This window comes from Flagellimonas sp. HMM57, assembly GCF_021390175.1.
Classification (GTDB): Bacteria; Bacteroidota; Bacteroidia; order Flavobacteriales; family Flavobacteriaceae; genus Flagellimonas.
The window spans coordinates 4,083,127-4,098,134 of record NZ_CP090004.1; the positions used below are offsets into that span (position 1 = coordinate 4,083,127).

Here is a 15,008-nt window from a genome sequence, read left to right on the forward strand (position 1 = left end):
TATAACTTTACTATTTTGATGAAAAAAATAATAAATACCCCAAATGCCCCTGCGCCCATTGGTCCATACAATCAAGCTGTTATTATAAAAGATACCCTTTACATTTCTGGGCAAATTCCGATAGACCCTTCCACCGGGTCATTGGTTGAAGGTGATATTAAAAAAGAGACCAAACAGTCCATGGAAAACCTGAAAGCAATCCTTTCTGAGGCCGATATGACTTTTGAAAATGTCATAAAGACTTCAATTTTTATAAAGGACATGCACCAGTTTTCAGAAATTAATGAAGTGTATGGTTCCTATTTTGATGCTGAAACTGCACCAGCTAGAGAAACCGTAGAAGTTGCAAATCTCCCTGCGTTTGTGAATGTCGAGATTTCGATGATCGCTGTTAAATAGTTTCTTTGTGAAACTCGACAAGTCCTTCAATCGGTCTTTGGCGTATTACACCTAGGATTAAATCATTTCTTTCCAATACGGTTGTTAACTCATCCTTTAAGAAGTGAGCAATACTGCCCACAAAATTTATGGGCACTTTGGTCGCAAGCTCAAATTGCATGATATAGTTATTTACAAATTGCTGTAAAGCTTTGTCAATTACACCACGACAATATGCATGTTCTTTATTTTCTATGATAAAACGTGCAAAAGTTGCCAAGTACGTATTCGGATTGGGTTGCTTATACAAGTTCTCCTTTATGACATCTGCATCAAGATTATATTGTTTGGCAAAACGAATTCCCAAATCTTGTGGCATTTTATGGAAGTAATAGTCCCGTAACAATTTTCTTCCGAAGAAATTTCCGCTGCCATCATCCATCAAAATATATCCTAAAGAAGTAACCTTTTGGAACAGTTGATGTCCATCGTAATAGCTGCAATTGGAGCCTGTACCCAAAATACATACAATACCTTGGTCCCCTATTTTTGTGGTCGAATAGATAGCTGCATAGGTATCCTCCCTAACTTCCGCTTTGGCGTTTGGAAAGAAGTCCTTGAAAATTTCTTTTAAAAAATTCTTCATCCTATCTGTACCGCATCCAGCTCCATAGAAGTACAATTGGCTAACAATGTCTTTATTTTTGGAAATGTCAAAATTGTTCGCTAAACGATCTTCAATCACTTCCCGTGTCAATACTTCTGGGCTAAGACCCAAGGTTTGGGTAAGAAACAGTTGCTCCCCTTTTTCGTTTAAGGCAATCCAATCAGATTTGGTCGCCCCACTATCCACAATCAATATCATAGGTTGGTATTTATATTGAATCCTGAAAAAGGAAAAACCTCTTTCAGGATTCGTATGCAAAAAAGATAAATTAAAGGTTTGCTACGTGCACTGCCAAGTCAATCAACTTGTTGGAGTAGCCGGCTTCATTATCGTACCATGAAACCACTTTAAAAAACCTTGAGTTCAGTTCCATACCAGCTCCAGCATCAAAGATACTGGTTCTGGCATCTCCTATAAAATCTTGTGATACTACAGGTTCGTCAGTATATCCAAGAATACCTTTCATAGCTCCTTCAGAAGCATCTTTAAATGCTTTTTTGATTTCTTCGTACGAAGTTTCTTTTTCTAGTCGCACTGTTAAATCCACAACAGAAACATCCGCTGTTGGTACACGGAAGGCCATCCCGGTAAGCTTGCCCAAAAGCTCTGGAATTACCTTTGTCACCGCTTTTGCAGCTCCTGTAGATGCTGGAATGATATTCAATAAGGCACTTCTTCCGCCTCTGTAATCTTTTCTGGAAGGTCCATCAACTGTCATTTGCGTTGCTGTAGTAGCATGAACTGTTGTCATTAATCCTTCTTCAATGCCAAACTTGTCGTTCAATACTTTAGCAATTGGTGCAAGACAGTTTGTAGTACAAGATGCATTGGATACGATTGTATCCGAAGCTTTTACATCATCATGGTTAACCCCCATCACAAACATTGGAGCATCTTTGGATGGTGCAGAAATCACAACTTTTTTTGCTCCTCCGTCAATGTGGTACTGCGCTGTTTCCAAGGTGGTGAAGATTCCTGTACATTCCGCTACGATATCAGCTCCTACTTCATCCCATTTTAGACTTTTTGGATCGCGCTCTGCGGTAATTCTTACAGTTTTTCCATTCACTACCAAGTGTCCGTCCTTTATCTCAACTGTTCCATCAAATCTTCCGTGAACCGAATCGTATTCCAATAAGTACGCGAGGTGTTCAACATCCAACAAATCGTTTATTGCTACGACATCTACATTATCTCTTTTTACGGTTTCCCTAAAGACCAATCTTCCAATTCTACCGAATCCGTTAATTCCTATTTTTAAATTTGACATTTTTATGTATTTAATTATGATTATGTTGTCATTATATCTGAAACCCTCACGAGTTCTGCATCAATTTCTGTATGTGCCTTAATAGCTTCGCTTATGGGAGTAAGAATAAGTTTGTTATCGCGAATACCAACCATATAATTTGACTTGCCTTCCAATAGACTTTCTACAGCCTTTACGCCCATTCTACTGGCAAGCACCCTATCAAAACAAGTTGGATTACCTCCACGCTGCATATGCCCCAAAACGGAAACCCGAACATCGTAAATAGGTAAATGCTCCTCTACATATTCTTTTAGTTCAAAAACATTCTTACCGATTTTGTCTCCTTCGGCAACAATAACAATACTGGAGGATTTCCCTGATTTTTTACTGCGCTTAAGGGAGTCCAACAAACGTTCCAGACCAAGATTCTGTTCTGGGATAAGTATTTCCTCTGCTCCCGCTCCAACGCCTGAGTTCAAGGCTATATGGCCTACATCTCTTCCCATTACCTCAACAAAGAACAATCTATTATGGGAACTTGCCGTATCCCTTATCTTATCTATAGCCTCCACCACGGTATTTATTGCGGTATCAAAGCCTATGGTATATGTAGAGCCCAATATATCGTTGTCTATGGTACCCGGCATTCCCATTACAGGAAAATCATACTCTTCGTTAAATGCCAATGCACCAGCAAAACTTCCATTTCCACCAATAACTACAAAAGCATCTATGCCTTCTTTTTTCAATTGGTCGTATGCCTTTTTTCTACCCTCTTTGGTTCTAAACTCGTGACATCTTGCGGATTTTAGGATAGTTCCCCCTTATTGATAATGTTATTGACACTACGGGCATCCAAGATTTTAAAATCCCCTTCTATCATCCCTTCATATCCTCGGTAAATTCCAACACATTCTATGTCCAAATAAGCACATGTCCTAACTACGGAGCGAATTCCCGCATTCATTCCAGGGGAATCTCCACCTGATGTAAAAACTGCAATTTTCTTGATTTCTGAAGCCATTCAAAATTTTAAAAAATCAAAGCTAGGAAACTTTATTTAATAAAAGTATGACATATTAACTAATTTGTTTTCAGTGAATTTCTCAAACGTTTTCGTTGGATTTTTGTTGAAAAAAATCAAGAAAAATAGTCTTAATCAGGTATTTTTTTTGAAGTGTTGACCTTGGAGCTAAAACGAATCAGGCTATCTTTTCCCATAATTTCCCTAGACCGTATCGGTTCCTGTGGCCTGATGTTGTTTTCCTTCTTCTTAAAAACCTTTTGCAGCAATTCCTTAAAGCTATTAAAATCTACTTGATATGAAAGACCAACACCTTGGGTATACCCCTGGCGCTCTGCCAAAAACTGTTGTATCTGATTCTCCCTATTAAAGATTTTTGCGCTAAGGGTCCCTTCTTCGTTCAACAAAACCTGAACTTCCACATCACCGGCCACTACGGTTTCTGAAACACCACCAACCGGAACCCCAACCCTGCCGTTTACCAATACCCGATCAGATATTTTTGTCGAAACAGTTACGCCAATTCTGTTTTCTGTTTGAATATCAGCATTGGGGTCTTGCAAACCTTGTTCGTATGAGACACCCAGATCGAACTTATCGTTGTCACCGGAAAGAATTTGATTAAGAAGTCCAGAAGCTGTTTGTATCAAATTACCAGTAACCGCTTGTTGGTTGACCCCTGTCTGTTCGTTTACAAAAGTGCCTTGGGCCAATAGAAAAAAGGCATTTCGTTCTTTTACTGTGGGATCTTGGAGTCGATATTCCAGCTCAGATTGCACTACAGAATTTGTTCCCGGAAAATCAATGTCAAAATTGATATTGGGGTTTTCCAATTCACCGTCCAATCGAACGACCACTTCGGTAGGGATTCTACCTGTATATCCAGCATTTTCAAGCAAAGGAGCGGGATTGGCATTAAGTTGATAAACCGCTTCAAGATTTAGTTGTGCCGCCAAAGGGTCACGTTCCCAGAGAATGGTACCTCCTGGTCGTACCAGAAACTTTTTATCAATTACACCTCCATATCTAAAATTATATTCTCCGGTCACCGCGACAAATTCCCCATACATATTGAACTTACCATTGGTGTTTATTTCTATTAAAATAATTCCTTCCCCAGTTCCCTTTAGAGAGCTACCCGAACTTCTATCTACTACTATCTCGACTTCTGCATCTGGTGTAACAGCTAGGTCAAAAGCCATTTCCAGACCTTGGTAATCCTTTAAAGTACGTTCTTCCCTAAACGATTCCGAGCCACTTTTTTCTATAAAATTGATAAAGGAATAATCCCCAACACTGGTAACATCGCTCAAAGGTATTTTTAATGATGTTCCTTTTCCCGTACTGGCATCTACGGCAATCGTCAATCCGCTTGTTGGACCATAAATACTTCCTGTTCCATTAATGAAACCCGTTCCATAGTAAAGGGATTCTTCGTCAAACTCGGTATTTAGAATCATAAAACGGCCGTTGTTGGTGTCTACATCCAAATCCAAGGACCAATCCTCAAAGGCAGTATGATTGATTGTACCATCCAAAGTTGCGGTAGTTCCTTCAACGACATCTGACAACCCTATATTTTCAAAATAAAACGTCTGATCAAAAAGACGAACCCTGGAATAGGGTGCAAAGTCATAGTCTACATTAAGATAAGGTATACCTATTCCCGCATCATTCAAACTTAATGCTCCATTTATCGAGGGGTTCGACACATCTCCCGTAATCCTGGCACTACCATTTACACTTCCCCTTATATTTGATATAACACCCTCACCCAAAGGGCTAAACGGTTCTATATTGAAATCGGTAAAATTGGCGGATAGGTCCAATTTTTGATTCTTATTGATATTGCTAATATTTCCGTTGATGCTCAGTTTTTCCTTTCCATTGTCGTTCAACCAACTGCTTACGCCAAACTGGGTAAGGTCATTGTTTCCAAAGATGCCTATTTCCAAATCACCCTGCCTTATATCATTGATACTAAAATCCCGAATATTGAGACTTGATGTTGGTAAATATTTGCCATCCTTTTGTAAGATATTCAGAAAACCATCTACGGCACCGCCTAACTTAAGACTATCTATATCTGGGGTTATCTTACTTAACGAGACAATCTTAAACTGAAGGTCCAAGTCTTTATAGGTAGAATCTGCCAACTCTCCCCTAAGCCTTATCTGTTCACTATTGTTATTGTCCATTACAAGGTCTTCGATCGTAATACTGTCCAAGGTTCTGTTGACAATGACCTTGTTCTTGCTGTTGCCGTCCTTATTGAGTACCCAAGTGTTCCCCTTAAAATTAACATCCGATTTTTTTAAACCTATTACGGACTTGTTGTTCTGGTTGAACGTGTGGTAAAAGTTCAGGTTATAACTATCGTCAAATTCACTTCCACCCTTGAATTCCGTTCTAAAAAAAAGCGTATCCTTAAGTTTTGTATTGATCAGGCTAAAATCCTTCACGTCATAATAGACCGTAGACATGTCTTCAACAGACACGAAAGTGTTGAACAATGGATTTTTGTTATCGATTTTCAATTCAACATTTTCAAAATTATTGCCAAAAGCTTCAATGCTTGGTGATCTAAAGGTGAGCTTAAAGTCACCTTCATCCGAGACTATATTTCCCCTGATAAAAGTGTTGGCATCAAAAGCAACTTCAGGAAAGAATACATCCACTATTTTATTGTATATCTTAAAATTGAAGTTTAATTTTTGTCCATCCGAAATTTCAAAGGGTTTATAATTGGTATAAATGCTCCCCAGGGAGTTTTGCATTAACTTACCAATCTCTTCCACCTTGAATTTTCCCTCTACATACCCCGTTATGATATCTGGGGAATTGATTTCTATGGTTCGTATGGTGTCTTGATCAAATGAAGAGGTAATGGAGAAATCCTCAAAAAAATAGGTGTCGTTCTTATTTTGGTACGTGGTATTGGAAAAACGGATCTGTCCAATAATGTTATCGAGTGTATTGCCTTCAATGGCCATGTTCAGGTCGCCTTTAAAAACGGAAACACTGTCATTGATAAAGTTTAACCGTTTTAGATTGGCATGGTCTACGGAGGCTATGAAATTAAAATTATTGGAATTCTCCCCAAAATCGGCAAGCCCCTTAAAATCAAATTGAAAATTTTCGTCCTTGCTCACCAATGAACCGTCGAACAATTTTTCCTTTAGAATTCCTGATACCTTTAGGTCGTTATATTCATAATCATTGAATTCAAGTTTATATACTTCACCTATCACCTCTGTATTAAGATATTCCGCAATAAATCCTTTTCCCTCTACATTTACATCCAAAGTTGCCAAGCCCAGTTGTTCGTTTTCTGCAAAGCTGCCCAAGTTGAAATCAATCAAAGAAATGAATCCCCTGTAGGAAGCATCATCTATGGTTTGGATGTTGGTCATTTGCAGGTCGGTATAACTGCTACCAATGGCTGTATTTAAGTTGATTTGTACATCAAACGAAGTTTCGGTCACTTCGGCATCTCCGCGAATGGTAAATTGCCCCAGTTTTTGTATGGTTGAAGGAATGTTCTTCCCCAAAATATTGGGCAATATTGAACGTAATTGATAGTAGCTTGAGGTAATGTTCTCAATATCCGCCCGCATTACAAACGGTGCTTGTTGGCTGAACATGTTGTTAAACTGAAAGTCTCCGCGAATCCCTGTATTTTCTGACTGGACAAACAGCTCCTTCAATTGCAGCTGATTGAGCACACCGCTTACGTTCGTAGAAAACGAGACTTCCTTATCTGTACCAAATTCATTATAGAAAGCATTGATTTCGTTCAAGGCAACTGTAGACTCGTTAAAATCGGCAACAACATTTACTTTATTCAAAAAATCGGCAAAATCTTCCCTATCGTAATTAAAAACCAAATCGCCCTTAATGTTTGATTCTTTCGTTTTGATCCGTAACGAATCAAAACGCATTTGTTGTTTGGTATACTTAAAATCGGTAGACATTTTTTCCAAACGTATACCACGCTTCGTTTCCATGGATAGGTCGTCAACACTAAGCGTTACTTCTGGCCCTAAAATTTGAAAATCCTCTGCCAATATTTCCAAATCTGAAAAATCAAGTATCTCTTCAAGTTCCAAATTTTCATCACTGAGCTTAAACTTTCCTTCCGAAATCTGTATTTCATCCGAAGACATAAAAAAAGGTGGTGTTCCCGGTGCCCTTGGTTTACCATCGTCAAGTTTGGCTACAAAAACATCTAGATTGGTATCCCTTTCCCCTTCGTAGGTCTTCATGTTAAAAAACAGACCATCCGCTTCAATATCCCCAAACTCCAAAGTACCATCCGCCATATTTTTCAAGTTTAAAATGGAGGTGGATAGTTTTTGAATGTAAAAAAGTGTATCCTTTTTGTAATCCTCAACATAAATTCCTTTCAGCCCTGCGTTTAGATTAAAGAGGGACAGACTTACACGTTCAATGGATATATTGGTGCCAAATTCTTCATTTAAAGATGTTGTGGCATAGTTCGCCAATCGGGTCTGTACTGCGGGGATTGATAGTATTAACGAGCCCAAAACCAAGATGAGCAAGATCGCCAATATGAAACGTAATAGTATTTTCCTTAGTTTTCTGATAGGGCTTTTATGTTTTACCTTTGCTTAACCAATTTTTGTTCCAAAACCTGTGGCACATAAAAATATTTATATTCTTGCGATAGAGTCTTCTTGCGATGATACTTCGGCTGCAATTTTATGCAATACCAAAGTGTTAAGCAATGTGGTGGCCAGACAAGAAATACACGAGCAGTATGGAGGTGTTGTCCCCGAACTTGCATCCAGGGCACATCAACAAAATATTGTTCCCGTGGTACACCAAGCCTTGGCCCACGCAAATATCGATAAAAAACAACTATCTGCCATAGCTTTTACCAGAGGTCCTGGACTAATGGGTTCTTTACTGGTAGGGACTTCTTTCGCAAAATCACTTTCTTTAGGACTGGATATTCCTCTAATAGAAGTGAACCATATGGAAGCACATCTATTGGCCCATTTTATTGTTGACGAAGGCAAAGCAGCTCCCAAGTTCCCCTTTTTGGGCATGACCATTAGTGGCGGGCACACACAAATCGTTAAAGTCAGTCATTATTTTGACATGGAAGTTTTAGGGGAAACCTTGGACGATGCAGTTGGTGAAGCTTTTGATAAGAGTGCAAAATTACTCGGATTGCCCTATCCCGGAGGACCGTTGATAGACAAATATGCGCAACTTGGCAATCCTAACGCCTTTCAATTTACCAAACCAAAAGTAGATGGTCTCAATTTTAGTTTTAGTGGGCTGAAAACAGGAATTCTTTATTTTTTACAACGGGAGACCAAAAAAAATCCAAATTTTATTGAAGAAAACCTCCATGATATCTGTGCTTCCGTGCAGTACACTATTTTAGAAATTTTGATGGACAAACTTCAACTAGCCGTAACGCAAACTGGCATAAAACAGGTAGCCATAGGTGGTGGCGTAGCGGCAAATTCTGGAATTCGTGAAAGACTGAAAGAGGCCGAAGAAAAGTTGGATTGGCAAACCTATGTACCAAAATTTGAGTATTGTACGGATAATGCAGCCATGATAGGAATTGTGGGATATCTTAAGTTTTTAGAAGCTGATTTTACCGAACAGAATGTAGCTGCAAAGGCAAGATATGCAATAGGCAGTTGATTTATTACCAATTGTCAAACTTTCCCAGTAACTTAACTTAGAAATACATATTAAAATTTCGCTAAAGTAATCATTATCACATGCAACTCTTTTTCAACCCCTCATTGGACAACAGTTTTAAGCAGTTCTTCTTTACTCCGGAAGAAAGCAAGCACATTGTTAAGGTATTGCGCAAAAAAGAGGGCGACCTATTGCAGATCACCAATGGGAAAGGCTATTTGTTCGAGGCCAAAATTATTACTGCAGACCCAAGAAATTGCAAAGCGCAAATTGTAAAGGATATAAAAAGTGTTCCCAAACGCTACCGATTACATCTAATCGTTGCCCCTACCAAAATGAACGACCGCTACGAATGGTTCCTTGAAAAAGCCACTGAAATTGGTGTGGATGAGATTACCCCGATCATCTGCGAACGTTCAGAGCGGAAAGTCCTAAAAATAGAGCGTATGCAACGTGTGCTGCAGTCTGCAATGAAACAATCTTTACAAACTTTTTTGCCAAAGCTAAATCCCATAATTTCTTATCAAGAATTTATGGATAAGGAATTGGAAGGCTTCAAATTCATTGCACATTGTGATGAAGGTGAAAAAATGGAATTTAAAAGAAAAGCTGTTGCTGATAGCAATATCGTAATGTTGATTGGACCTGAAGGTGATTTTTCGAAAGCAGAAATCGATCAGGCCAAATCCAAAGGCTTTGTTCCTGTTTCATTGGGAACGACCCGTTTGCGAACAGAAACTGCAGCTATCGTTGCCTGTACCACGGTTTCCATAGTAAATAACTAGCGTTCTAATCGCATTTTGGCTGCTCCGGTAATAGTCAAATCATCATTTTCCACAAGTAACACTAAGGTAAGTTTTTCTTTTGGCGTTACAATACTGGGAATCTCGATAGTAGCAACTCCAAATTTTGATTGTAAATCCACATATTTTTCCATTACAACGATGTTGCTGTTTTTTAAGGCCCTGTTCCTGTTTTCCCCACGTTTTACAGATGTGGTTCGTTCATCCAGTACCAAAACCGCCCTCAACTGTTTACTGGCCAACCCTCCATCAATGGTATAATTAAACATTACCTCATTGCCTTTAATGGTCGTTTTGTCCAAGGATACTGAATTGCTGGACTTCAATTTTTTATAGGCATCGATCTTAGAATATAGTTTTGATCGATTTGAACCAACAAAATGTTCGTTCCCATTGACCACCAATTGTGGCGTATAGTTGCTTCGAGATTTGAATTTTATATTGTAATCCCGTTGCTTTTTAGTGTAAACCGATTTACTAAAGGGATCTTTCCAACCTATATAGTTCCAATAATCCACATGGTAAGAGAGCGCATAGACTTCAGTTGGATACTGTTCCTTGACTTTTTCTAGAAGTAAATCTGCCGGTGGACAACTGGAACATCCCTGAGAAGTGAACAACTCCAAAACTATAACTGCTGTATTTTCAACATTCTCTGCAGTATCGGTTTCGTATTTTACAGGTTTTTTCTTTGTTCCGTTATAAAAACCCATTAAAGATATTCCAAGAAGAGCGATACAAGAAATTATGACTTTTTTAAACATGAATACTGTATTTTTGATTATTAGGTTATTCGTTGCAGCATGAAACAACTTACCTTGTTATTCGGTTTTTTAACTTTTTTTGTGATATATCCCAGTCTAGGACAGGAGATTGCCGTACTCAAATACGGTGGTGGTGGGGACTGGTACTCGAATCCTACGGCATTGCCCAATCTAATCCGGTTTTGCAATACTTCTATTGGTACTAAAATAAACCCAAAGCCCAAAACTGTTGAAGTAGGCAGTGTTTCTATTTTTCAATACCCCTATCTGCATATGACCGGACACGGTAATGTTTTTTTTTCCAATGAAGAGGCAGATAATTTGAGAACGTATCTGCTATCGGGTGGTTTTTTGCATATTGATGATAACTATGGAATGGAACCTTATTTAAGAAGAGAAGTGCAAAAAGTATTTCCGAATAAACAGTTAGAGGAACTTGGAGCGGACCATCCAATTTTTGACATGAGCTACAAGTTTCCGGAAGGGTTACCAAAAATTCATGAACATGATGGCAAAAGACCTCAAGCCCTGGGCATTTTTGAAGAGGGACGACTGCTATTGCTATTCACGTTCGAAAGCGATCTTGGCGATGGCTGGGAAGACCCTTCTGTTCATAACGACCCTGAAGAAATCCGTTTAAAAGCACTGCAGATGGGGTCAAATATTGTTGAGTATGCCTTTAAAAGTTGATATATGACTTCCAAAACTGTAGCTAACGGAATTCTAAGAGCAGTAGCCATTATTGTTGGCGTGGTTCTTTTGGGCTATTTTCTTTTTAAAGTTCAATCTGTTCTCGCCTATTTGGCCATTGCAGCGGTAATCGCTTTATTAGGGCGACCGATTGTTCTTTTTTTAAGGAGAAAATTAAAATTCCCGAACACCCTTGCGGTAATCGTGACCATGGTCTTGATGCTAGGGCTTTTTCTAGGCATCTTATCGCTGTTCATCCCATTGATTTCCGAACAAAGCAAAAATCTTTCGCTGCTGGATATTGAAGACCTGAAGGTCAATATAAATACATTATATCAACAAATTTTAGAATATTTTGGTACAACTACCGCGGGTGTAAATACACTCATTGAAGATTCGAAATTGGAAAAAAATGTGTTGGAAGGATTGGATTTAGGTTTTATTCCCAACTTCTTGAACTCCTTTGTAAATGTATTAAGCGATTTTAGTGTTGGCCTTTTTTCCGTTCTTTTTATTTCTTTCTTTTTTCTAAAGGACAGTAAACTTTTTCAAAACGGCATGTTGACCTTTTTTCCAGAAAATAAAGAAAGTAATTTAGTGAAATCAGTTGATAAAATAAATGGATTACTGTCCAGATATTTTGCCGGTATTTTGCTTCAGCTCTTTATACTTTTTGTTATTTATACCATTGCTTTGCTCATTGCAGGTGTAGAAAATGCCATCGTAATTGCGTTCTTATGTTCCTTGTTCAACATCATCCCATATGTGGGACCGATTGCAGGCGGGGCAGTAATGATTATTTTGACCATGACGAGCTTTTTAGGGTCTGATTTTAGCACCGTAATCTTGCCCAAAGCGCTCTACGTTTTTGTTGGTTTGGTCATTGGACAATTGGTCGATAATTTCTTTTCCCAGCCCTTTATTTTTTCGACCAGTGTTAAATCGCATCCGCTAGAAATCTTTCTGGTTATTATTATAGCAGGATTACTTTTTGGTGTGGTAGGTATGGTAGTAGCTGTACCTGGATATACCGCTATTAAAGTGATTTTAAAGGAGTTTTTAGCTGAAAATACAGTAGTAAAAAAGCTAACAAAAAACTTGTAGTATTAGTTTGAATAAAATACTATTAAATACTGGTGTACAGAATTTTATAAAAAATAATTGGAATACTGACATCGTGTCAGTTTTATTGCAAAAGCCTATTTTTAAAGGAATCTCCCAAAAAGAACTTGCAGAACAGTTGGAATCCAAAAAAAAGTGCAAGGGTAAACTGCCGACCTGGTTTGATACCAATACTATTTACTTCCCAAACAAACGCAACATTGAACAAACCAGTTCTGAGTTGACCGCTCATTACAAGTCAAACCTCATCACTGGAAAAACGCTTCTAGATGTGACCGGTGGGTTTGGGGTGGACTCCTATTTTTTTTCAAAAAAAATTGATTCTGTTTTGCATTGCGAAATTAACAAAGAACTAAGTGAAATAGCTGCTCATAATTTTCGAATGCTAGGTCAAAATAATGTCCAATGCATTGCTGTAAATGGAATTGATTATCTAGAAAAAAATGAACAAAGATTTGATTGGCTTTACATTGATCCATCTCGTAGAGATGATACATTGGGAAAAGTATTTAAGTTGAAAGATTGCTTGCCCAACCTTCCCCTTCATCTAAAGTTATTTTTTGATAGGACTCGACAAATATTGGTCAAGACCTCTCCCCTTTTGGATATTTCACAAAGCTTGAAAGAGCTGGAATTTGTAAAGGAGATTCACGTTGTAGCTATAGACAATGATGTAAAAGAACTTCTTTACATTTTGGAATATGGTTTTGAGGAAGAAATTACAATCAAAACGATAAACCTGACCCAAGACAGAGAAGCCATCTTTAGCTTTAAACTCAATGAAGAGCAAAATATCATTTCAGAATATGGAGATCCACAACACTATCTGTACGAATCCAATTCCGCTATTTTAAAATCTGGGGGCTTTAAATCGGTCGGCAAAAGGTTTGGACTGAAAAAACTGCATCAACATTCTCATTTGTATACTTCTCAGAAACTAGTCGATTTTCCAGGGAGAAGATTCGAAATCGTAAAGGTGCTGCCCTATTCAAAAAAATCAATCAAGGAACTTAGCTTGAACAACGCCAATATTACCATTAGAAATTTCCCAATATCAGTAGCGGAAATACGAAAAAAGCACAAAATAAAAGATGGTGGGGATGCATACTTATTTTTTACCACTGCGATGGATGGAAAACGCATCATCATAAACTGTAAAAGGGCCTAATCCTCGCATTCCCATCTAAAATTAGCTATTTTATCATTGGAACCCGCTGATAGATTGTAGTGCCACCATTCGGTTCTAATGGACCAAAAACCATGGGATTCCATAGTTTCCTTTAATAGTTTTCTATTGTTTAAAACTGTTTCGGGTAAATCTAGATTGTCGTGATACGCCCTTTTTCCAAAGAAATCAAAGTCTGTGCCCATATCCAACTCCTTACCTTCCAAATTCACCAAGGTAATATCCACGGCACCTCCTTTATTATGTATGGATCCTTTTACAGGGTTGGCCACATATTGCGGATTTGGGACAATCTTCCACATTTTGTACTGTACGGAATTTGGTCTATAACAATCAAAAAACTTGATTTTCACTCCTTTTTCCATAAAGCTCTTACTCGCTTCGATTAGGGCTTTAGCCGTTTTTACCCTCGTGTAACATTCGGCACATTCATAAACTTTTGCCTTTAGAAAGTTGTTTTCTGTTGCATAACGCATATCATATGCAAAATCGTGACTAAAATCGGCCAGTCTTACAAAAGTTGTGTCGGCCAATCCCTCGAAAGATCTTAATGGTTGTTCTTGAACTTCCTCAACTATTGAATCCGTTACTACTTCTGATAAACTATCTGTACTTGGCAAGACTAAGCTCACGGGCTCATTGTTATTTTTCTGTTTACACGAAAAACAGTACACAATAAGAAATAAAAAAAAATACTTATACATCATTTTAGTTTTTGTTGCGCCATCCAATCGTATAAGGCTTGGGTGGTATATGCCCTACTCCAAGAGTTGTGGCCCACATCTTTGTATCGTGTATAACGAACATCATAGTTCATTTCCTTGAGCTTTGCGACCATTTTGTCCGACTCCTCAACGGGGATTACTTCGTCTTTATCCCCGTGAAACACCCAAATGGGCATTTTTTTATTGATCCAATGTGCATAGGGTAAAGGTGCCATACCGCACACAACGGCCATCGCAGCAAATTTTTTGGGATATTGCGTTGCCAACTCCCACGCTGCACCTCCACCTCTGCTCAAGCCTGTTAAATAAATTCGTTTTTTATCCACATTATTGGTTTCGACTACAGAATCCAAGAGTTTAATAATAGCTTCGGTGTTCCACCATTTTCGCCTATATGGATTTTGGGGCGCCAATATTAAAAAAGGAAACTGTTTTCCTTCAACCAATAATTTTGGGGGACCATTCTTTTTAATTTCTTCCAGTTCTCCTCCAGATTCTCCCCCTCCGTGCAAAAAAAGTAACAAGCCAAAACCTTCCTCATTATCAGTTTCATACCCTTCTGGATAATATAGGTAATATTTAAGGTTTTCCGTGGTAACGGTCTCTAATTCGTCATTTACAAGTTGTGATTGTGCGGTGCAACCTTGCATCAAAAAAAGAGCGCATAAAAAGAACGCTTTACGTAGTAGATGGGGTATTTTCATGGTCAAAG

The 15,008-nt window shown here is 38.4% G+C and carries 12 protein-coding genes and 1 pseudogene; 6 read left to right on the forward strand and 7 right to left on the reverse strand.

Translation table 11 applies throughout. The annotated features are described in order from the left end of the window. The first annotated feature begins 18 nt into the window (after nt 1-18). Nucleotides 19-399 carry a RidA family protein gene (locus LV716_RS18140; protein WP_163419189.1) on the forward strand — a complete coding sequence of 127 codons (381 nt, stop codon included), beginning with the start codon at nt 19-21 and terminating at the stop codon, nt 397-399. Here LV716_RS18140 and LV716_RS18145 read toward each other — a convergent pair. The 4 genes and pseudogenes from LV716_RS18145 to LV716_RS18160 all read right to left on the reverse strand — a co-directional run bounded on the left by LV716_RS18145 (nt 392) and on the right by LV716_RS18160 (nt 7,886). Continuing rightward, nucleotides 392-1,243: an N-acetylglucosamine kinase gene (locus tag LV716_RS18145; protein WP_163419190.1), complete on the reverse strand. Its 852-nt coding sequence runs from the start codon at nt 1,241-1,243 to the stop codon at nt 392-394. The two genes, LV716_RS18140 and LV716_RS18145, sit on opposite strands and share 8 nt — an antisense overlap. A 70-nt stretch (nt 1,244-1,313) precedes the next feature. Next, nucleotides 1,314-2,315, reverse strand: a complete 1,002-nt coding sequence (gene gap, locus LV716_RS18150) for a type I glyceraldehyde-3-phosphate dehydrogenase (protein ID WP_163419191.1) — start codon at nt 2,313-2,315, stop codon at nt 1,314-1,316. Nucleotides 2,316-2,335: 20 nt separating this feature from the next. Then, nucleotides 2,336-3,321 (reverse strand): annotated as a pseudogene (gene pfkA / locus LV716_RS18155) (6-phosphofructokinase). A 131-nt stretch (nt 3,322-3,452) separates the two neighbouring features. Continuing rightward, nucleotides 3,453-7,886 carry a translocation/assembly module TamB domain-containing protein gene (locus LV716_RS18160; RefSeq protein WP_233759282.1) on the reverse strand — a complete coding sequence of 1,478 codons (4,434 nt, stop codon included), beginning with the start codon at nt 7,884-7,886 and terminating at the stop codon, nt 3,453-3,455. Nucleotides 7,887-7,977: 91 nt separating this feature from the next. On the opposite strand from LV716_RS18160, the gene tsaD reads away from it, so the two are divergent. Both tsaD and LV716_RS18170 read left to right on the forward strand, forming a co-directional pair. Next, nucleotides 7,978-9,006, forward strand: a complete 1,029-nt coding sequence (gene tsaD, locus LV716_RS18165) for a tRNA (adenosine(37)-N6)-threonylcarbamoyltransferase complex transferase subunit TsaD (protein WP_163419193.1) — start codon at nt 7,978-7,980, stop codon at nt 9,004-9,006. Nucleotides 9,007-9,086: 80 nt separating this feature from the next. After that, nucleotides 9,087-9,791 carry a 16S rRNA (uracil(1498)-N(3))-methyltransferase gene (locus tag LV716_RS18170; protein ID WP_163419194.1) on the forward strand — a complete coding sequence of 235 codons (705 nt, stop codon included), beginning with the start codon at nt 9,087-9,089 and terminating at the stop codon, nt 9,789-9,791. Here the strand turns inward: LV716_RS18170 and LV716_RS18175 are convergent. Further along, nucleotides 9,788-10,573: a thioredoxin family protein gene (locus tag LV716_RS18175; protein WP_163419195.1), complete on the reverse strand. Its 786-nt coding sequence runs from the start codon at nt 10,571-10,573 to the stop codon at nt 9,788-9,790. The two genes, LV716_RS18170 and LV716_RS18175, sit on opposite strands and share 4 nt — an antisense overlap. A 39-nt stretch (nt 10,574-10,612) precedes the next feature. Between LV716_RS18175 and LV716_RS18180 the strand changes: the two genes are divergently transcribed. From LV716_RS18180 to LV716_RS18190, 3 genes are read left to right on the forward strand one after another with little or no spacing between them, the layout of a single operon-like run. Beyond that, nucleotides 10,613-11,263 (forward strand): DUF4159 domain-containing protein, encoded by a 651-nt coding sequence (locus LV716_RS18180; RefSeq protein ID WP_163419196.1) that lies wholly within the window; start codon nt 10,613-10,615, stop codon nt 11,261-11,263. 3 nt (nt 11,264-11,266) lie between these two features. Continuing rightward, nucleotides 11,267-12,367 (forward strand): AI-2E family transporter, encoded by a 1,101-nt coding sequence (locus tag LV716_RS18185; RefSeq protein ID WP_163419197.1) that lies wholly within the window; start codon nt 11,267-11,269, stop codon nt 12,365-12,367. Nucleotides 12,368-12,374: 7 nt separating this feature from the next. Next, on the forward strand, nt 12,375-13,553 hold the full coding sequence (locus tag LV716_RS18190) for a class I SAM-dependent methyltransferase (protein WP_163419198.1): 1,179 nt from the start codon (nt 12,375-12,377) through the stop codon (nt 13,551-13,553). Here LV716_RS18190 and LV716_RS18195 read toward each other — a convergent pair. Both LV716_RS18195 and LV716_RS18200 read right to left on the reverse strand, forming a co-directional pair. Then, nucleotides 13,550-14,275, reverse strand: coding sequence for a M15 family metallopeptidase (locus tag LV716_RS18195; protein WP_370637452.1), 726 nt, complete (start codon nt 14,273-14,275; stop codon nt 13,550-13,552). The two genes, LV716_RS18190 and LV716_RS18195, sit on opposite strands and share 4 nt — an antisense overlap. After that, nucleotides 14,275-15,000, reverse strand: coding sequence for a prolyl oligopeptidase family serine peptidase (locus LV716_RS18200; protein WP_163419200.1), 726 nt, complete (start codon nt 14,998-15,000; stop codon nt 14,275-14,277). The genes LV716_RS18195 and LV716_RS18200 overlap by 1 nt, the downstream gene beginning before the upstream one ends. Between the last annotated feature and the right edge of the window lie 8 nt (nt 15,001-15,008).